Below are 19,057 nucleotides of genomic sequence, written 5' to 3' on the forward strand. Positions count from 1 at the left end.
CCGGGTCGTCAACCTGCCGATGATCTTGCTGCTACAGCGCATCGGGCGCCGCGGTAATAAACGACTGCTGCTGGGCTTCGACTGACAAACGTTGTTGAAGTTCAGCGGCTTGCTGGCGATTCTGGAATGGCCCCAGTTGGATGCGATACAGCCCATTGCTGCCGGTCACGTTACCGGTGACGTTAAAACGTTCGCTCAGGCTGCGTAGCCAGGTTTGCGCGCGTTGCCGATCGCTCAGCGCCCCGACCTGGACGACATAGCGCCCCGTGGCGGGTGCGCTGGATGCGGCGGGTGCAGACGACGGCGCGACAGCCGGCGAGGTGTCGGACTCAAGCACACCGGAACGCAGCGTGGAAGGCGCGCCCAAAAAGCCCCCGCTTTCCGGCGCGCCGACCTGCGGCTGCACGCCGTCAGAAGAAGGGGACTGACGAGGATTGCTGATGGGACGAACCGCATCATTGGGCGATGTCGGCGAGCTCTCCATCATCGGCGTCCCTAATCCGCTGGCGCCGAAATTCGGGCGTTCCGGCAGGGCAAAGCTTTGTTTGGCGACGGTGGTGCCGAGCGTTCCGGGGCCGGAGAGCGTGCCGTCCGATGCAACATGGATGAAATCGACTTTTACCTTGGTGTTATTCGAGATGTTCAGCCGCTCGCCTGCGGCTTTTGACAGATCGATAATTCTGCCCGGCGTATACGGCCCGCGATCGTTCACTCGCACCACCAGACGGCGACCATTGCTCAGGTTGGTCACGCGTACATAGCTGGGTAAAGGCAGTGTGGGGTGAGCGGCAGTTAATGCGTTAGGATCAAAGATTTCGCCGATGGATGTGCGGTTACCGCTGGCTTCTTCGCCATACCATGTCGCTAAACCGGTCTCGCTGAAATTTTGCGGGTTTGTAATAATTTTATAGCGCTTACCCTTGAGGCTGTAGTCTTGCAGCGTTCCCTGATTGTAGGGTTCATAACGCGGCTCTACGCCGCCAATTTCTTCCACGGGGCCGTTATAAACCTGGGCCGTGGGGGGCGCAGGCTGCCGCTGTTCTATTGTGGTACAGGCGGCAAGCGCCAGAGTTATTGCGCCAGCCCAAAGCCAATTCTTACGCATTGCTCACCTCGTGTTATAAATTTTTGGACAGCAGTTTACGGTGCGTATGTATCGACATGACGATACCGAATCCCGCCATTAAAACGACCAGCGCCGAACCGCCGTAGCTGACCAGCGGCAGCGGTACGCCAACGACGGGAAGTATACCGCTGACCATCCCGATATTGACGAAGACATAGAAAAACAGAATCAACATCAGTCCACCGACCATGACCCGGCCAAACGAGGTTTGCGCATTAGCGGCGATAACCAGACCGCGCATAATCATGAACAGATACATGGTGAGCAGGATCAGCACCCCGATTAATCCAAGCTCTTCTGATAGCACGGCAAAGATAAAGTCGGTGTGGCGTTCCGGGAGAAATTCGAGTTGAGACTGCGTCCCCTGAAGCCAGCCTTTTCCTGACAAACCGCCTGAACCTATCGCAATCTTAGACTGAATAATATGATACCCGGCACCGAGCGGATCGCTTTCCGGATCGAGCAACATCATGACCCTGGCACGCTGGTAGTCATGCATCAGGAAGAACCAAAGTATAGGAATAAACGCGGCTAATAACAGTACGGCGATGCCAATCAATCGCCAGCTCATGCCGGCCAGAAAAAGTACGAACAGCCCGGATAACGCAATCAGGATCGAGGTGCCTAAATCTGGCTGTGCAGCAACCAGCAGGGTAGGCACAAAGATCAGTATCAGGGCGATTGCCGTATTTTTTAGCGACGGGGGGCACATATCGCGGTTAATAAAGCGGGCCACCATGAGCGGGACGGCGATCTTGGCGATTTCCGACGGCTGGAAGCGAATGAAGCCTAAATCCAGCCAGCGCTGCGCGCCTTTACTGATTTGCCCAAAAATATCCACGACAAGCAGTAAGATCACACAGGCAATGTAGAGGTACGGGGCCCAGCCTTCATAAACGCGCGGGGGGATTTGCGCCATGACGACCATCACCGTCAGCCCCAACACGATCTGCACGACTTTGCGCTCCATCATGTCAATATCCTGCCCGCTGGCGCTCCACAGGACAAACAGGCTATAGCCCAGCAGCGCCAGGATGCAGAGAAGAAAAGAGAGGTCGATGTGGATTTTCGCCCAGAATGACCCTTTTTGTTGGCTATCCGTCATGACTGTCCGTTACTCACTTTCGCTGCCCGGCGGCGCAGGGGGCGCGCTGGGGAGAGCGGTATTGTTATCACCCAACAGAATATGATCGAGGATCTGACGGGTGATGGTGCCAACGGTCGGGCCAACCCCACCGTTTTCCAGAATAATCGATATCGCGACTTTGGGACTATTATACGGCGCAAAGGCGACCATCAGTTTATGGTCGCGCAGATGTTCTGCGATTTTATGCGCGTTATAGGTTTCATTTTCTTTCAGGCCGAAGACCTGCGCCGTACCGGATTTTGCCGCGATTTTATAGGGCGCATCTTCAAAACTTTTGCGCGCGGTGCCGTTAGGACGATTGGCGACGCCATACATACCGTCTTTCGCCACTTCCCAATAGCCTGAATGGATGTCGCCAATCTGCTGATGTTCCGCCTGACGGAAAGGAATGATCGTGCCATTTTCCCGTGAACTATAAAGCAGATGCGGCGTTTTGATCTGTCCGTCGTTGATCAACGTTACCAATGACTTATTCATCTGAATAGGCGTTGCGGTCCAGTAGCCCTGGCCAATACCGACCGGGATCGTATCCCCCTGATACCAGGGTTTTTTGAATCTTTTGAGCTTCCACTCTCGGGTGGGCATGTTACCTGCGCTCTCTTCTGAAATGTCGATGCCGGTTTTCACGCCGTAGCCAAATTTGGTCATCCACTCGGACAGGCGATCAATTCCCATGTCATAGGCGACCTGATAGAAGAAGGTATCTGCCGACTCTTCCAGCGATTTAGTGAGGTTGAGACGCCCATGCCCCCACTTTTTCCAGTCGCGGAAGCGTTTTTCAGAACCGGGTAACTGCCACCAGCCGGGGTCGAAGAGGCTGGTACTGGTCGTGATAACGCCGCTGGTGAGTGCAGAAACTGCAATATAAGGCTTCACGGTGGACGCCGGAGGGTATACGCCTTGCGTTGCGCGGTTAATCAGCGGACGATTGGTGTCATTGCGTAACTGATTGTAGTCTTTGGTGGAGATCCCATCGACGAACAGGTTGGGGTCGTAGCTGGGGGTGGAAACCATCGCCAGAATGCCGCCGTCGCGCGGGTCGCTCACAATCACGGCGGCGCGACTGCCTTCCAGAAGCTTTTCGATATAGATTTGCAGGCTCAGATCCAGCGTCAGATAAATATCGCGTCCGGCCTGCGGCGGCTGTTCATGCAACTGGCGGATGACTCGCCCACGGTTGTTGACTTCCACTTCTTCATAGCCGGGTTTGCCGTGCAGTAAATCTTCGTAATGGCGCTCTATCCCCAGTTTGCCGATGTCGCGCGTCGCGGCGTAATCGGCGATTTTTTCTTCTTTCGTCAGTCGCTCGACGTCTTTGTCGTTAATCTTGGAGACATAACCAATAACGTGGGTGAGCGCAGAGCCGTAGGGATAATAGCGCCGCTGGTAACCCTTCACTTCAACGCCGGGAAACCGGTATTGATTAACGGCGAAGCGAGCAACCTGAATATCGTCCAGCCCGGTTTTTACCGGAATGGAGGTAAAACGGCGTGAACGCTTACGCTCTTTTTCAAAATTTTCCAGATCGTCATCGGTCAGATCGACGATGGGACGCAACGCTTCCAGCGTATCTTTCAGGTTGTCGACTTTTTCGGGCACCAGCTCCAACTGATAAATGGTGCGATTCAACGCCAGCGGCGTACCGTTACGGTCGTAGATAATGCCGCGGCTGGGCGCGATAGGAACCAGTTTGATGCGATTTTCGTTAGAACGCGTGCGATAGTCATCAACACGCAAAATTTGCAGATGGTAAAGATTGGCGACTAATACACCGGAAAGCAGCAGAATGCCGAGAAACGCCACCAAAGCACGACGCACAAACAGGGCCGACTCAGCCGTATAATCACGAAAGGGTTTACGTTCTACTTTCATCCTGCGCTATTTCACGTGTTTCATCGTATCGCCTTACTCCCGGTGGTAAGGGTGGTTAGTCGTAATACTCCAGGCTCGATACAAGCTTTCCGCCACCAGTACGCGAACGAGCGGATGCGGCAGCGTTAAAGGCGAGAGTGACCAGCTTTGTTCCGCTGCGGCTTTACATTCCGGCGCCAACCCTTCGGGCCCGCCAATCAGCAGGCTGACATCGCGTCCATCCTGTTTCCAGCGCTCCAGTTGCTGCGCCAGATGCGGGGTTTCCCAGCGGGTGCCGGGGATATCCAGCGTAACAATACGGTTGCCTTTACTTACCGCAGCCAGCATCTGTTCGCCTTCACGTTCCAGAATGCGTTTGATGTCCGCATTTTTGCCGCGTTTCCCCGCCGGGATCTCGATCAGTTCAAAAGGCATGTCTTTTGGGAAACGCCGCAGATAATCAGTGAAACCAGTCTGCACCCAGTCGGGCATTTTGGTGCCAACGGCGACCAGTTGCAGTTTCATGCTAGCTCCACAACTTTTCTAATTCGTACAGCTGACGGCTCTCTTCCTGCATGACATGAACCATCACATCCCCCAGGTCAACGACCACCCACTCTGCCGAATGTTCACCTTCCACCCCAAGTGGGATAAGGCCCGCTGCGCGAGAAGCCTGCACAACGTGATCGGCAATAGAAACCACATGGCGCGTGGAAGTGCCGGTACAGATCACCATGTAATCGGTGATGCTGGATTTTCCCTGCACGTTAAGGGCCACGATATCCTGGCCTTTTAAATCATCGATCTTGTCAATAACGAAATCTTGGAGTGCCTGACCTTGCAAAGGTTCCTCCTCAATGGCGCTTCATCCATCACGGATAAACGCATCTGGCGCTGAATTGTTTAGAAAAAACGTTAATCACCGAATAATTGCCAAAATTTTTCGACCTTCCCGGTGATTGAAACTAGCCGCGCAGTATATCACGCACTTTTGCCGAGTGGTATAAAGCCCGTACGGATGGGCGGGAAAAGCGGCGTTATCGATACAGGTCATGTTCGTCGATGTAATGAATGACGGCGGGAGGCAGTAAATCGTGACAGTCCAACCCCTGACGTCGGCGCTGGCGAATCTCCGTCGCGGAAATGGTCACCAGCGGCGTATCGGCCAAAAAGATCCGCCCGTGCGGCTGCTGATGAAGATCGTCCGGTGAGTGCGTCAAATGGTTGTCCAGCCACCGCTGTAATTCAGGCGTTTCCAGCGTTGAACGATAGCCGGGGCGGGCGCACACCAGCAAATGACAGACACTCAGCAGATCCTGCCAGCGCTGCCAGTGGTGTAATGTCAGCAGCGAGTCCTGCCCGATAATAAAGCCCAGCGGGGCGTCATGGCCTTTTTCCGCTCGTAGCGCTTCCAGCGTCTCGATGGTGTAGGACGGCGTTTGACGTTGCAGCTCCCGATCGTCCACGGTAAATAACGCATTGCCTGCAACGGCCAGCTCAGCCATATGAAGCCGCTGGCGGGCGCTGGCTCCGGGTTGCTGTCGATGCGGCGGGACATTGTTGGGCATCAGGACGACCTGCGTCAGCCCGACGAGTTTTGCCAGCGCCGTTACCGGCTGAAGGTGACCGTAGTGAATCGGATCGAAGGTGCCGCCAAAAAACGCGGTCAACGAGGGCGCCGCGGGGAACGTATTCAGATGAATGTCTCCGGTAAGGCTTTGCCGCACAGAAGCATGGCAAGCGATTCAAGTTCAGGCCAAACGGACTGACCATAATCCTGCTTCAGGGTGATTTCTAGCTGCGTGAGCAAGCGGATTGCCTGCTGTAGCTGCTGTGGCGAGAGCCGCTGTAATGCCTGAGTCAGCAGTTCGCGTCGGTTTTGCCAGACTTTATGCTGGTCGAAGAGGGTGCGCAGCGGCGCGTGCTGCTGACGGCGTTTGAGCGTCAGCAGCAGCAACAGCTCGCGTTGCAACGTGCGCAGTAAAATGACGGGTTCGCAATCTTCCTGCTTTAGCTGCTGTAAGATGTGCCAGGCGCGTCGGCCTTTCCCCGCCAGCAGGGCATCAAGCCAATGGAACGGCGTGAAGTGGGCCGCGTCATTGACCGCATCTTCTACCCGCGGCAGCGTCAGTTTTCCATCGGGATAGAGCAGTGCAAGCCGCTCCAGCGCCTGAGACAGCGCCAGAAGGTTTCCTTCATAGCAATAGCACAGGAGTTGGGTCGCCTGCTCATCCAGCATCAGCTTCATGGTTTTAGCACGTTGGGCAACCCAGCGGGGGAGCTGAGCCTGTTCCGGCGTTAGACAATTGATATAGACGCTGTCTTGCGCGAGCGTTTTGAACCAGGGGCTGTTTTCCTGCGCTTTCGTCAGTTTGTGACCGCGCAGAATCAGCAAAATATCCGAATGCAGCAGGGCAGAGAGCTTGACCAGATTGTCGCTCATGGCCGCATTGGGGCCGTTTTCCGGCAAAATGAGTAACAGTGACTGGCGTGAGGCAAATAAACTGAGCGCCTGACAGGTGCCGAAAATGGCATCCCAGTCGGTATGGGCATCCAGCGTAAAGGTAAAATGTTCGCTGAATTCCTGCTGTTGGGCCGCCAGCCTGATGCTGTCGAGGCTTTCCTGCAACAGGAGCGGGTCGGAACCAAAAACCAGATAGCAACCGCGCAGCCCTTCATTCAGCTGCGCGGCGAGTTGTTCAGGATAGAGCCGAATCATGGACGCTTAGCGGTGGTAATCGACTCGGCGGTCTGCTGCCGATTCTTCACTTCCTGACTACCGTTGATGGTTAACAACTTACGCACCAACTGCTGCGCAGCTTGCTCACGCATTTCCTGATGGATGATCTCCTGCTCTGCATCCTTTGCCAGCGCGGCCAGCGGGTTGTCAAAGAACGTGCGGAACACCGTTACGCTGAGGGGATAAATATCTTCACCCGGTATCAGCACCTGAGCCTGCAACGTCAGCACCATCTGGTATTCAGCGGTTTTACCATCCTGAAAAATGGAAACCGTATCGCGCGTATTTTTTGAACCCAGCAGGCGCAGAGAGGGAATATCCTGCCGCGTCGCATCCTCAACGATTGTGACATCGTTGAGGCGAAGCTGCTCACGCACCGCGCGCGCCAGCGGGCCATACGGGTCGCTACTGTCGAGCACCAGTGTCTGTAGCTGCTCAGGCACCTGTGTGGTGCCGCGTAAGTGAAAACCGCAACCAGCGGTGATTAACACCGCCAGTCCCAGCAACAGCGTAAATAGACGATGTCGCACTGTTCCTCCTTGCCTTAACCGACAACCAGATTAAGCAGTTTGCCAGGGACATAAATCACTTTACGTACTGTGACGCCGTCCAGATATTTTGCCACCAGCGGTTCCTGAGCCGCACGCTCGCGAACTTGTTCTTCAAGCGCTGTCGCGGCAACGGTTATTTTACCACGAACTTTACCGTTTACCTGAACCACCACCAATTTGGAGTCTTCCACCATCGCGTTTTCATCCGCTACCGGCCACGGCGCGGTATCGATGTCGCCTTCGCCTTGCAACGACTGCCACAGTTTAAAGCAGATATGCGGCGTGAACGGATAGAGCATGCGCACCACGGCCAGCAGCGCTTCCTGCGTCAGCGCGCGATCCTGATCGCTTTCCTGCGGCGCTTTTGCCAGCTTGTTCATCAGTTCCATGATGGCGGCAATCGCGGTATTGAAGGTTTGGCGACGGCCGATATCGTCGGTCACTTTAGCGATGGTTTTGTGCAGATCGCGACGCAGGGATTTCTGATCTTCCGTCAGCGTCGCGATATCCAGCGCCGTTACCGCGCCTTTCTCGGTGTGCTCAAAGGCTTGTCTCCAGACGCGTTTCAGGAAGCGGTTGGCGCCTTCCACCCCGGATTCCTGCCATTCCAGCGTCATTTCCGCCGGAGAGGCAAACATCATGAACAGACGGACAGTATCCGCACCGTATTTTTCTACCATGACCTGCGGGTCGATGCCGTTGTTTTTAGACTTCGACATTTTGCTCATGCCTGCGTAGATCACGTCGCGACCTTCATTATCGACGGCTTTGACGATACGGCCTTTCTCATCACGCTCAACGGTCACGTCGCTCGGCGAAACCCAGATGCGCTCGCCGTTGCTGCCCTGATAATAGAAGGCATCCGCCAATACCATGCCCTGACACAGCAGGCGTTTGGCGGGTTCGTCAGAGTTCACCAGACCGGCATCGCGCATCAGTTTGTGGAAGAAGCGGAAGTACATCAGGTGCATGATGGCGTGTTCGATCCCGCCGACGTATTGGTCAACGGGCAGCCAGTAGTTGGCGGCAGCCGGATCCAGCATCCCCTGATCGTACTGCGGGCAGGTATAGCGCGCGTAGTACCAGGACGATTCCATAAAGGTATCGAACGTGTCGGTTTCACGCAGCGCAGGCTGACCGTTAACGGTAGTCTTCGCCCATTCCGGGTTAGATTTCAGCGGGCTGGTGATGCCATCCATCACGACGTCTTCCGGCAGAATGACCGGCAACTGATCTTCCGGCGTTGGGATGACGCTGCCGTCTTCCAGCGTCACCATCGGAATCGGCGCGCCCCAGTAGCGCTGACGAGATACGCCCCAGTCGCGCAGGCGGTAGTTGACTTTGCGCTCGCCAATGCCTTTTTCCACCAGTTTATCGGCAATCGCATTGAACGCGGCGTCGAAATCCAGTCCGTCAAACTCGCCGGAGTTGAACAGGCGGCCTTTTTCCGTCATCGCCTCGGCGGACAGGTCGGGCTCGCTGCCGTCGGCGTTAAGAATAACCGGCTTGATGGACAACGCATATTTCGTGGCGAACTCCCAGTCGCGCTGGTCGTGGCCCGGAACGGCCATCACCGCGCCCGTGCCGTATTCCATCAGGACGAAGTTGGCGACCCAGATAGCGACTTTCTCGCCGTTCAACGGGTGAATCGCATACAGGCCGGTGGCCATGCCTTTTTTCTCCATCGTCGCCATGTCGGCTTCGGCGACTTTGGTATTACGGCATTCGGCAATGAAATCGGCCAGGGCAGGATTGGTTGCGGCAGCCTGAGCGGCGAGAGGGTGGCCAGCGGCAACGGCAACGTAGGTCACGCCCATGAAGGTATCCGGACGCGTGGTGTAAACGGTCAGTTTCTCTTCGCTGTCCGCCACGTCAAAGGTGATTTCCACGCCTTCGGAACGACCGATCCAGTTACGCTGCATGGTTTTGACCTGCTCAGGCCAGCTTTCCAGCGTATCCAAATCGTTCAGCAGTTGGTCTGCATACGCGGTGATTTTGATAAACCACTGCGGAATTTCTTTGCGCTCGACTTTGCTGTCGCACCGCCAGCAGCAGCCGTCGATAACCTGCTCGTTCGCCAGCACGGTCTGGTCGTTCGGACACCAGTTAACGGCAGAGGTTTTTTTATACACCAGACCTTTTTCGTACAATTTGGTGAAGAACCACTGCTCCCAACGATAATAGTCAGGTTTACAGGTCGCAACTTCGCGATCCCAGTCATAGCCAAAGCCCAGCAGTTTGAGCTGGTTTTTCATATAGTCGATGTTGGCGTATGTCCAGGGGGCGGGGGCGGTGTTGTTTTTGACCGCTGCGCCTTCGGCTGGCAGGCCGAAGGCATCCCAACCGATCGGTTGCAGGACATTTTTGCCCAACATGCGCTGATAGCGCGAGATCACATCGCCGATGGTGTAGTTACGGACGTGCCCCATGTGTAGTCGGCCAGAAGGGTAAGGCAACATGGAAAGACAGTAGTATTTTTCCTTGCCGGGCTGTTCGGTGACTTTAAATGTCTGCTTCTCTTGCCAGTGAAGCTGGACGTCCGCTTCTATCTCTTCTGGGCGGTATTGCTCTTGCATGGCTGCCAGGGGTCCTGTTTAGTGAAGAATCGCTACCTTAAGTAGCCTGTTCTGATTCATAACAAAAGATCCGCATAGCATAGCCGTAAGCGACGCGGGCAACAACACCCAGTGCCCGGCAGAAAAATATTTCTGATCTGTGAGCGATACCCGGTGACAGGTTGCGCAAATTCGCGACAATTCATCAGGCAGAGGAAAAAATAATCTAAAATAGAGAGAGATAGGCGACGTACCGGTTTTTTGCATGACAGGGCGGACGAGGTGTGTGCGTTCTTTATCCCCTTCAACCTGCTTATTCAGGAGGAAGCATGAATAAACTAGCCCGTTATTACCGCGAGTTAATGGCTTCTGTGACGGATCGGCTGAACAACGGTGAGCGCGATGTCGATCGTCTGGTGCAGAACGCTCGTGCTACTTTGCAGGAAAGTTCGGCGCTGACGCAGAAAGAAATTGAGCAGGTGATTCAGGCGGTACAGCGCGACCTGGAGGAGTTTGCCCGTAGTTATCATGAAAGTCAGGACGAATTTACCGACGGCGTTTTTATGCGGGTCATTAAGGAAAGTCTGTGGCAGGAATTAGCGGATATTACGGATAAAACGCAGTTGGAATGGCGTGAGATCTTTAAAGATGTGAATCATCACGGGGTGTACCACAGCGGCGAGGTGGTGGGGTTGGGGAATCTGGTGTGTGAAAACTGCCTTCACCACATTGCGTTTTACACGCCGGAGGTATTGCCGCTGTGTCCGAAATGTGGTCATGAGCAATTCCAGCGCCGCCCCTTCGGGCCCTAGCCTTTTACGACATATCGACGGGGATTGGGCGGCATCAGCCCGCTTTTATTAAAGAGGGCAACCATTAGTCCGGGCGGATTTAGCGCTGTTTTGGCTGGGTGCGGGCGAGATTGATGGCTCACAAAAGGCCTCAGGAATGACCGATATAACGTTTTTTCCGGTATATCGGTCAGGGCAATCGCGTTGCACCAATTAGTGCAGAATTTTCGCCAGAAAGTCCTTCGCGCGTTCGGACTGGGGATGATTGAAGAAATCCTCCTTGCGGGTGTCTTCAATGATCTTCCCTTCATCCATAAAGATCACGCGGTGCGCAACTTTGCGGGCAAACCCCATTTCGTGTGTGACGACCATCATGGTCATGCCTTCCTGCGCCAGCTCCACCATCACATCCAGCACTTCGTTGATCATCTCGGGATCGAGTGCGGATGTCGGCTCATCGAACAGCATGGCGACAGGATCCATGCATAGCGCGCGGGCAATGGCCACACGCTGCTGCTGACCGCCGGAAAGCTGTCCGGGATACTTATTGGCATGCGCCGCCAACCCCACGCGATCGAGCAGTTTCTGCGCTTTGGCTTTGGCTTCCTCGCGATTACGTTTGAGCACCTTTACCTGCGCCAGCGTCAGGTTCTCAATAATCGACAGGTGCGGGAACAGTTCAAAATGCTGGAACACCATCCCGACTTTAGAACGCAGCTGGGCCAGATTGGTTTTTTTATCATTAACCGCAATCCCATTGACGGTAATTTCACCCTGTTGGATGGGCTCCAGGCCGTTCACCGTTTTGATCAGGGTTGACTTACCGGAGCCGGAAGGCCCGCAGACCACCACTACTTCACCTTTTTTGACTTCTGTGGAGCAGTCGGTTAACACCTGAAAGTGACCATACCATTTAGAAATATTTTTCAGGGAAATCATCAAACCGTCCTTTTTTTCAGGTAACTGACCAGCATTGAGGCTGTAATGCTGAAGATAAAATAAATAAATCCGGCAAACAGGATCATTTCAACTTGGGTGCCGTCGCGCTCGCCGATGGTGGAGGCGGTGCGGAAGAAATCGGCGAGACTGAGCACATAAACCAGCGAAGTATCCTGGAATAGCACAATCCCCTGTGTCAGTAACAGCGGCACCATGGCGCGAAAGGCCTGTGGCAGAATAACCAGCTTCATGGATTGCCAGTGTGTCATCCCTAATGCTAACGCCGCGGAAGATTGGCCGCGCGCGACACTGAGGATGCCCGCACGAATGATTTCAGAATAATAGGCTGCCTCGAACAACGAGAAGGCTACCATAGCGGAGATCAGCCGAATATCGGTTTTCGGCGACAGCCCAAGCACATTTTGTAATAAGCTAGGAACGACCAGATAGAACCATAACAGCACCATGACCAGTGGAACGGAGCGAAACAGGTTAACGTAGAGTTTGGCGAACCAACTGATAGGCTTGATGGAGGACAGACGCATTACCGCCAGAATGGTGCCCCAGACAATCCCGAAGACGACGGCTGTCAGCGTAATTTTAAGCGTGACGATCATCCCCTGGAACAGGTAGGGCAGGCTCGGACCAATCGAGCTCCAGTCAAATTCATACATCATTTATTTGCTCCCCATATAGCCCGGCAAGCGGGTTTTACGCTCCACCGCCTGCATGATCAGCATAATGATGGCATTGATACCAATGTACGCCAGCGTGATCGCCGTAAAAGATTCATACGCGTGGGCGGAATAATCGAGCAGCTTCCCGGCTTGTGCGGCCATGTCGACCAGACCGATGGTAGAGGCGATGGCCGAGTTTTTTACCAGATTCAGCATCTCAGACGTCAGCGGCGGAACAATCACCCGATAGGCATTGGGCAATAGCACGTAGCGGTAAGTCTGCGGCAACGTCAGCCCCATCGCCAGCCCGGCAAATTTCTGTCCACGTGGTAAAGACTGGATCCCGGCGCGAACCTGCTCACACACGCGAGCGGCGGTAAACAGCCCGAGGCAAACCATTGATGACAGGAAAAACTGAATATTGGGGTCCAGTTCGGCTTTAAACCACATGCCAATGCCGACAGGGAGAAGTTCAGGAACCACCAGATACCAGGCAAAGAATTGAACAATAAGCGGCACGTTACGAAACAGTTCAACGTAACAGGTACCAATAGCGGCAATGAAACGATTCGGGACGGTGCGCAAGATGCCAAATAAAGAGCCGATGATAAATGCGATGATCCAGGCGCAGATAGATAACGTCACGGTGACTTGCAGACCGGACAGGATCCACCCGAGATAGGTTGTATTGCCAAAAGGGGCGGCTTGCAGAAATATGCCCCAGTTCCAATCTATTGACATAACGAACTCCGGTAAAAAAGGGTAGCGACGCTACCCCGAAGATTGATGTGCGGCCATATCCCGGTCATCTTTGAGTAACAGGCACACTGTCTTCCTGTTGCCCGAAATCAATCGGGGCTGCATGTGATAGGGAACGACCACCACATGCCTGTCTGTCCTGCCACATATCAACAATCATAGGGCTGATAATCTGCCCTTATTCTCATTATTAATTAGTTTAACGCTTTGTCGTTTGGCGCTTTGAACAGGGTTTTCATTTCATCAGACAGATCAAAGTTCAGGTTAAGATTTTTGGGTGGAATGGGCTGTTTAAACCAGCGATCGAACCATTTTTCGGCTTCGCCGGTGGTTTGTACTTCAGCGATCGTGTCGTCAACCAACTTTTTGAATTGCGGATCGTCTTTACGCAGCATACAGCCGTAGGCTTCTTCAGACTGAGCGGTGCCGACGATATCCCATTGTGCGGCGTTTCTGGCTTTTGCTCGTTCACCAGCCAGCAATGCATCATCCATCATAAAGGCCACTGCGCGGCCACTTTCCAGCGTTCGGAAGGAGTCACCGTGATCTTTCGCGCTGATAATCCGCATTTTCATTTTTTTCTCGTCGTTCAACTTATTCAGCAGGACTTCAGAAGTGGTCCCGGACGTGACGACGACCGTTTTGCCAGCCAAATCCGGGAAATCTTTCACGCCGGAGTCCTTTTTCGTCAGCAGGCGTGTGCCGACGACAAAAATGGTGTTAGAGAATGCGGCTTGCTTCTGGCGTTCCAAATTATTGGTTGTCGAACCGCACTCCAGATCAAATGTTCCGTTCTGTAGTAAAGGGATACGGTTTTGCGAGGTGATAGGAAGTAATTTGACTTGCAGATTAGGCGCATCCAGTTTTTTCTTAACGGCTTCAACAATTTTGTCTGAGTAGGCTTGAGAATAGCCAACCACTTTCTGCGTGTTGTCATAGTAAGAAAAAGGGACGGATGATTCACGGTGGCCGATAACGATCACGCCATTATCTTTGACCTTTTTCAATGTCCCGGTCAACTCTTCCGCCTGAGCGACGCTGGCAGCGGTGCCTAGCAGAAGTAACGATAATGCCAGTTTACGCATTTGCATGTTCTAACTCCTTTTGCTGTCGTTATAGTGCAATAGTGGTAGCGCTGTGATTCATAACCGTATGGAAAATGTCCCCGTCATCTTCAAGCTAATGCTGTGTCGCTGCTATGACGTTTTGTCACTTCCCGATTGATGAACGCTGCACCGTTAAAGCGCGAAGTCACGAGGTATACAGTTAAAAAATAGCTGATTGTAAATGGATTGAAATGGAAATGTTTGTTTTTTGCGATATTCGCCGCACCAAATAGCAGCAACGTCAGAGGATTGCACGAAACTGGTGCGTTATTTGCCCCGGAAAGGGGCCTTGTACTGACGTAATACCTAAAACATCACAGAACCGACCATTTACAAGGTAATAAAAGGCAAATTCCGTGCCACAAATAAAAAAGCATGCCAGAGCATGCTTTTAGGCGTAGAGGGGAATGTCGGTTACCGGCGGCGCAAACGGAAGAAAATGGCCGAGAGGCCGCCTAACAACGTCATCACCCAGAGTGGTGAGGAGCCGAAACGCGCATAAGGGGTCATTCCGGTGGCAGGGACAACCTGCGTATCCAGCACCGCTCGTGTAAACTGCGGCAGGCTGGCGCTGACGTCGCCGTCTGGCGCAATCACCGCCGTGACGCCGTTATTGGTACTGCGAACCAAAGGACGTCCCAGCTCAAGCGAGCGCATTCGCGCCATCTGGAAGTGTTGCCAGGGGCCTATCGAGTGACCGAACCAGGCGTCGTTTGACAGGGTCAGGAGTATATCCGTGTCGGGTCGGAAGTTATCACGCAGCTGCTGGCCCAAAATGATTTCATAGCAAATAGCGGCGTTGAGCTTGAAGCCGTGGACCGAAAGCGGTGGCTGGATAACGTCCCCGCGGCTGAACGATGACATCGGCAGATCGAAGAAGGGAGCCAGCGGGCGCAATAGCGTTTCCAATGGGACAAACTCGCCGAAAGGCACCAGATGGTTTTTGTTATAACGATTTACCGTCGGGTAGTGATAGGGGGCTTTATCGCCAAGTACAATAACCGAGTTATAAAAACGAGCGAGATCGCCATCATGACGGATATCGACAATACCGGTAATCAGGCTGCTATTGCGGCTACGCAGGAGGTCGTCGATCTGTTTCAGGTAAGCCCCCTGACGGCTTTCAATATCAGGGATAGCCGTTTCTGGCCAGACAATGATCGGCGCCTTGTCTAGATAGGGCAGGCTGCTATCCAGATAGATCCGCAGCGTGTTCAGCAGCTCATCCTGCTCCCACTTCATGGATTGGGGAATGTCTCCCTGTACCAGCGCCACGTTCACGGCACGCTCGGGCTGCAAGGTGTACCACTGCACAGAGCGTAGCGGCCATAATAAAACCAGAACGCCGATGGCGATGGCAGCCGGAGCCACTTTACGTTGGTTGATGGCAAAAACCAGCAGCCCGCTGAGGCTCATCAACAGGAACGTGATGGCGTCGACACCCAGAATCGGCGCGATGCCTTTTAACGGCCCGTCGATCTGACTATAGCCAAATTGCAGCCAGGGAAAACCGGTAAGCACCCAGCCGCGCAGGTATTCCGTCAATTGCCAAAGCACCGGGGCAGCAAGCGCCAGACGGCACAACGTTGTCTGCGCCCACAGGCGTGAAAGCAGGGCAGAAAAGAGCAGAGGATAAAGCGACAAATAGGCCGCGAGCAGGATGACCAGTGCGACATTCACAAACCCCGGCATACCGCCAAACTGGGCAATGCTGACGTAGACCCAGTTAATCCCGCTGCCAAACAAGCCAAGCCCCCAGCAAAACCCAATCCAGGCTGACTGGCGGGCGGTGCGGTTCAACGTCAGGGCCTGTAACCCCATCAGCGAGACAAACGCCGCGGGCCAGAGATTAAAAGGAGAAAATGCCAGCGTGCCACAGGCACCAAATAAGAGCGCCAGCAGGGCTTTAACCTGCTGGCGTTGAAGAAAAGAAGCGACAACCATTGCCAAATTATTCTTCCAGTTTTGGTTGAGGGGCGTCGTCAGGGATCCTGACATGAACCTGAATAATACGGCGGCTGTCCGCCATCGCAACTTTAAACAGGTAACCTTCTATGTCAATGGTCTCGCCACGCGCAGGGAGATGCCCAAACGACTGCATGATCAGCCCGCCGATGGTGTCCACTTCATCATCGCTGAACCGCGTGCCGAAAGCTTCATTAAAATCTTCTATATCGGTTAACGCACGAACGGTATAAGTCTGGCGATTAAGCTGACGGATATCTCTGTCTTCTTCATCGTCGTATTCATCTTCAATTTCGCCGACGATCAATTCCAGAATATCTTCAATTGTCACCAGCCCGGACACGCCGCCGAATTCATCAATGACGATAGCCATGTGGTAGCGCAGGGAGCGGAACTCGTTCAGCATCCTGTCGACGCGCTTGCTTTCCGGCACAACCACGGCGGAGCGCAGGACTTTATCCATACTGAAGGGTTCGGAATCACTGCGCATAAACGGCAGTAAATCCTTGGCCATCAGGATGCCTTCGATGTGATCTTTGTCTTCGCTGATGACAGGGAAACGGGAGTGGGCGGATTCGATAATCACGTCCAGACACTCTTCCAGCGTTTGGTCGCGTTTTAGCGTGATCATCTGCGAGCGGGGGATCATGATATCGCGCACGCGTTGATCGGCAATATCCATTACGCCTTCGAGCATATCTCGCGTTTCAGGATCGATCAGTTCATTTTGTTCGGAATCACGGATCAGCGTCAGTAAATCATTACGATCTTTTGGCTCGCCGTGAAAAAGCTGGTTGAGGATAAGAGAAAAGAAGCCCTTTTTGGGACTGGGGGCATCGCTGTTTTGAGAATGGTCGTCGCTCATGCGTTTTAATTAACAACACTCTTGTTAAGGGATTATTGCCAGCAGCTGGAAGCGGCACAGCCGGCTGACGCGGGGTACATCACTGCCCGGTCTCTTCCCGATCCCAGGCGAAATAGCAGTATTTCCAGATTATTCGGTGAGGCCACCTTTCTCTGCAAGGTAGGGATCAGCATAGCCCATACTCTGCATAATCTCCGTTTCCAGCGCTTCCATTTCCTCGGCTTCGCTGTCTTCAATGTGGTCATACCCTAGCAGATGCAGGCTACCATGGACAACCATGTGCGCCCAATGCTCTTCCACGGTTTTTTCCTGTTCGCTGGCTTCCTGTTCGACGACCTGACGGCAGATGATTAAATCACCCAGCAGGGGCAGTTCGACTTCAGGCGGAGCCTCAAAGGGGAAAGACAGCACGTTGGTCGGCTTATCCTTACCGCGATAGGTGTGGTTCAGATGGCGGCTCTCGGCTTCATCCACGATGCGGACAGTGACCTCGGCAAGCGCCTGAAATTGAGGCAGAACGCCTTCCAGCCAGCGCTGGAAATCTTTCTCTGTCGGTATCCCCTGCGCTTGCTCGCTGGCGATTTGTAAATCCAGAATCACCTGACTCATTTTTTCTCCTGATCTGAGGCTGCCGCTTGCGCCTCACGCTTACGCTGTTCCGCCAGTGCATCTTTGCGTTTCTGTTCCGCATTTTCCCACGCCTCGTAGGCATTCACAATCTGTGCGACGACAGGGTGGCGCACCACGTCCTCACTGTGGAAAAAGTTAAAACTGATCTCTTCTACGTCGGCCAGCACTTCAATGGCATGGCGTAAGCCGGATTTTTGGTTTCTGGGCAGGTCGATCTGTGTGACATCGCCAGTGATGACGGCTTTTGAATTGAAACCGATGCGCGTCAGGAACATCTTCATCTGTTCGATGGTGGTGTTTTGGCTTTCATCCAGGATGATAAAGGCATCGTTCAGCGTTCGACCACGCATATAAGCCAGAGGCGCGACTTCAATCACGTTGCGTTCAATGAGCTTTTCGACGCGCTCAAAGCCCAGCATTTCAAACAGGGCATCATAAAGCGGGCGCAGGTAAGGATCGACTTTCTGACTCAGATCGCCGGGCAGGAAGCCCAGCTTTTCACCGGCTTCGACCGCGGGGCGCGTCAGTAAAATACGACGAATGTCCTGGCGCTCCAGCGCATCCACTGCGGCGGCGACGGCCAGATAGGTTTTCCCCGTTCCTGCCGGACCAACGCCGAACGTAATGTCGTGATCGAGAATGTGGGCGATATATTGGGCCTGATTCGGCGTGCGGGGCTTTATCACGCCTCGCTTAGTGCGAATGTTAACCGCTTTGCCATAATCAGGAACGTGCTCTGCGGACTGCTCAAGAACGCGAGACTCCTTGATGGCGAGATGAATGTGTTCGGGTTCAATATCACCGATGACGCCGCGTACCGGCGCGGTATCGACGTACAAACGTTGCAGGATATCGGCCGCGGTTTGCGTCAGCAAGGGGGCGCCGACCAGCTTGAACTGATTGTCCCGGCGATTGATCTCGATGCCTAAACGGCGCTCCAGTTGTTTAATATTGTCATCAAACGGACCGCAAAGACTGAGCAGGCGTTGGTTATCTGCGGGTTCAAGGGCAATCTCTTGTGTCGTGACGTTCAAATTATTCCTCTTAGGCATGACTGTGTCGGCTCCATCTTGCCAGCACAAAGCGAATGGCGATTGGGCGGCATGCAGTGTCCGCCATCGTTCTGAATTATTCATCGTGACGGCCTGATGGTGCAAGCCCCAATAATCATATTGGGACGCCGCCTCGCAAAAGCAAATGTAAGCATGCTGAAATTGAAAAGGATGATTGAAGTTAAAGACGATGCGTCATAAAAACGCAGATGCGGCTTTCAATGTTTGGCGTAACGGCCCAAACCGGGCCGTCCGAGGTTAACCTTGCCAGACAAAACGGGGGCAACGCCCCCTGCGTACCGG

The 19,057-nt window shown here is 53.8% G+C and carries 18 protein-coding genes; 1 reads left to right on the forward strand and 17 read right to left on the reverse strand.

The window, feature by feature from the left end; all coding sequences use genetic code 11:
* Positions 1-31 precede the first annotated feature (31 nt).
* The 9 genes from rlpA to leuS all read right to left on the reverse strand — a co-directional run bounded on the left by rlpA (position 32) and on the right by leuS (position 9,991).
* Entirely contained in the window at positions 32-1,105 is a 1,074-nt protein-coding gene (gene rlpA / locus EDC54_RS01775) for an endolytic peptidoglycan transglycosylase RlpA (RefSeq protein WP_132452650.1), read from the reverse strand.
* A gap of 13 nt (positions 1,106-1,118) precedes the next feature.
* Positions 1,119-2,231 (reverse strand): peptidoglycan glycosyltransferase MrdB, encoded by a 1,113-nt coding sequence (gene mrdB, locus EDC54_RS01780; protein ID WP_132452652.1) that lies wholly within the window; start codon positions 2,229-2,231, stop codon positions 1,119-1,121.
* A gap of 9 nt (positions 2,232-2,240) precedes the next feature.
* A complete protein-coding gene (gene mrdA / locus EDC54_RS01785; RefSeq protein WP_132452654.1) occupies positions 2,241-4,145 on the reverse strand; it encodes a peptidoglycan DD-transpeptidase MrdA in 1,905 nt (634 codons plus the stop codon).
* Between the two features lie 33 nt (positions 4,146-4,178).
* A complete protein-coding gene (rlmH, locus tag EDC54_RS01790) occupies positions 4,179-4,649 on the reverse strand; it encodes a 23S rRNA (pseudouridine(1915)-N(3))-methyltransferase RlmH (RefSeq protein ID WP_132452656.1) in 471 nt (156 codons plus the stop codon).
* A gap of 1 nt (position 4,650) precedes the next feature.
* Complete coding sequence (gene rsfS / locus EDC54_RS01795) at positions 4,651-4,968, reverse strand: ribosome silencing factor (protein ID WP_132452658.1); 318 nt, start codon at positions 4,966-4,968, stop codon at positions 4,651-4,653.
* Between the two features lie 193 nt (positions 4,969-5,161).
* Positions 5,162-5,851 (reverse strand): nicotinate-nucleotide adenylyltransferase, encoded by a 690-nt coding sequence (gene nadD, locus EDC54_RS01800; RefSeq protein ID WP_132452660.1) that lies wholly within the window; start codon positions 5,849-5,851, stop codon positions 5,162-5,164.
* Positions 5,818-6,843, reverse strand: coding sequence for a DNA polymerase III subunit delta (gene holA / locus EDC54_RS01805; RefSeq protein ID WP_132452662.1), 1,026 nt, complete (start codon positions 6,841-6,843; stop codon positions 5,818-5,820). The genes nadD and holA overlap by 34 nt, the downstream gene beginning before the upstream one ends.
* A complete protein-coding gene (gene lptE, locus EDC54_RS01810; RefSeq protein WP_132452664.1) occupies positions 6,840-7,394 on the reverse strand; it encodes an LPS assembly lipoprotein LptE in 555 nt (184 codons plus the stop codon). The genes holA and lptE overlap by 4 nt, the downstream gene beginning before the upstream one ends.
* Positions 7,395-7,408: 14 nt before the next feature.
* On the reverse strand, positions 7,409-9,991 hold the full coding sequence (gene leuS, locus EDC54_RS01815) for a leucine--tRNA ligase (protein ID WP_132452666.1): 2,583 nt from the start codon (positions 9,989-9,991) through the stop codon (positions 7,409-7,411).
* Between the two features lie 308 nt (positions 9,992-10,299).
* On the opposite strand from leuS, the gene EDC54_RS01820 reads away from it, so the two are divergent.
* Positions 10,300-10,782, forward strand: coding sequence for a zinc ribbon-containing protein (locus tag EDC54_RS01820; RefSeq protein WP_132452668.1), 483 nt, complete (start codon positions 10,300-10,302; stop codon positions 10,780-10,782).
* Between the two features lie 192 nt (positions 10,783-10,974).
* On the opposite strand, the gene EDC54_RS01825 is transcribed toward EDC54_RS01820, so the two are convergent.
* From EDC54_RS01825 to EDC54_RS01860, 8 genes are all read right to left on the reverse strand, one after another.
* On the reverse strand, positions 10,975-11,700 hold the full coding sequence (locus tag EDC54_RS01825; protein ID WP_132452670.1) for an amino acid ABC transporter ATP-binding protein: 726 nt from the start codon (positions 11,698-11,700) through the stop codon (positions 10,975-10,977).
* Positions 11,700-12,374: a glutamate/aspartate ABC transporter permease GltK gene (gene gltK, locus EDC54_RS01830; RefSeq protein ID WP_132453612.1), complete on the reverse strand. Its 675-nt coding sequence runs from the start codon at positions 12,372-12,374 to the stop codon at positions 11,700-11,702. The genes EDC54_RS01825 and gltK overlap by 1 nt, the downstream gene beginning before the upstream one ends.
* Before the next feature lie 3 nt (positions 12,375-12,377).
* The gene (locus tag EDC54_RS01835; protein ID WP_132452672.1) at positions 12,378-13,118 is read right to left on the reverse strand and encodes an amino acid ABC transporter permease; all 741 of its coding nucleotides are present in this window, start codon (positions 13,116-13,118) and stop codon (positions 12,378-12,380) included.
* Between the two features lie 212 nt (positions 13,119-13,330).
* A complete protein-coding gene (locus EDC54_RS01840; protein WP_132452674.1) occupies positions 13,331-14,227 on the reverse strand; it encodes an amino acid ABC transporter substrate-binding protein in 897 nt (298 codons plus the stop codon).
* Between the two features lie 429 nt (positions 14,228-14,656).
* Positions 14,657-16,186 carry an apolipoprotein N-acyltransferase gene (gene lnt, locus EDC54_RS01845; protein WP_132453614.1) on the reverse strand — a complete coding sequence of 510 codons (1,530 nt, stop codon included), beginning with the start codon at positions 16,184-16,186 and terminating at the stop codon, positions 14,657-14,659.
* 7 nt (positions 16,187-16,193) lie between these two features.
* Entirely contained in the window at positions 16,194-17,072 is an 879-nt protein-coding gene (gene corC / locus EDC54_RS01850; protein ID WP_132452676.1) for a CNNM family magnesium/cobalt transport protein CorC, read from the reverse strand.
* A 129-nt stretch (positions 17,073-17,201) separates the two neighbouring features.
* Positions 17,202-17,681 carry an rRNA maturation RNase YbeY gene (ybeY, locus tag EDC54_RS01855; protein WP_132452678.1) on the reverse strand — a complete coding sequence of 160 codons (480 nt, stop codon included), beginning with the start codon at positions 17,679-17,681 and terminating at the stop codon, positions 17,202-17,204.
* Positions 17,678-18,736 carry a PhoH family protein gene (locus EDC54_RS01860; protein ID WP_167550665.1) on the reverse strand — a complete coding sequence of 353 codons (1,059 nt, stop codon included), beginning with the start codon at positions 18,734-18,736 and terminating at the stop codon, positions 17,678-17,680. The genes ybeY and EDC54_RS01860 overlap by 4 nt, the downstream gene beginning before the upstream one ends.
* Between the last annotated feature and the right edge of the window lie 321 nt (positions 18,737-19,057).

This window comes from Samsonia erythrinae, assembly GCF_004342665.1.
In the GTDB taxonomy this organism is placed as follows: domain Bacteria; phylum Pseudomonadota; class Gammaproteobacteria; order Enterobacterales; family Enterobacteriaceae; genus Samsonia; species Samsonia erythrinae.

Bases quoted from the DNA above. Each gene is read 5' to 3' on its own strand.
- EDC54_RS01835 (WP_132452672.1), bottom strand. From the start codon at position 13,118: ATGTCAATAGATTGGAACTGGGGCATATTTCTGCAAGCCGCCCCTTTT.
- mrdB (WP_132452652.1), bottom strand. From the start codon at position 2,231: ATGACGGATAGCCAACAAAAAGGGTCATTCTGGGCGAAAATCCACATC.
- leuS (WP_132452666.1), bottom strand. From the start codon at position 9,991: ATGCAAGAGCAATACCGCCCAGAAGAGATAGAAGCGGACGTCCAGCTT.
- mrdA (WP_132452654.1), bottom strand. From the start codon at position 4,145: ATGAAAGTAGAACGTAAACCCTTTCGTGATTATACGGCTGAGTCGGCC.
- EDC54_RS01840 (WP_132452674.1), bottom strand. From the start codon at position 14,227: ATGCAAATGCGTAAACTGGCATTATCGTTACTTCTGCTAGGCACCGCT.
- gltK (WP_132453612.1), bottom strand. From the start codon at position 12,374: ATGTATGAATTTGACTGGAGCTCGATTGGTCCGAGCCTGCCCTACCTG.
- EDC54_RS01820 (WP_132452668.1), top strand. From the start codon at position 10,300: ATGAATAAACTAGCCCGTTATTACCGCGAGTTAATGGCTTCTGTGACG.
- corC (WP_132452676.1), bottom strand. From the start codon at position 17,072: ATGAGCGACGACCATTCTCAAAACAGCGATGCCCCCAGTCCCAAAAAG.
- rlpA (WP_132452650.1), bottom strand. From the start codon at position 1,105: ATGCGTAAGAATTGGCTTTGGGCTGGCGCAATAACTCTGGCGCTTGCC.
- ybeY (WP_132452678.1), bottom strand. From the start codon at position 17,681: ATGAGTCAGGTGATTCTGGATTTACAAATCGCCAGCGAGCAAGCGCAG.
- holA (WP_132452662.1), bottom strand. From the start codon at position 6,843: ATGATTCGGCTCTATCCTGAACAACTCGCCGCGCAGCTGAATGAAGGG.
- EDC54_RS01825 (WP_132452670.1), bottom strand. From the start codon at position 11,700: ATGATTTCCCTGAAAAATATTTCTAAATGGTATGGTCACTTTCAGGTG.
- rlmH (WP_132452656.1), bottom strand. From the start codon at position 4,649: ATGAAACTGCAACTGGTCGCCGTTGGCACCAAAATGCCCGACTGGGTG.
- lnt (WP_132453614.1), bottom strand. From the start codon at position 16,186: ATGGTTGTCGCTTCTTTTCTTCAACGCCAGCAGGTTAAAGCCCTGCTG.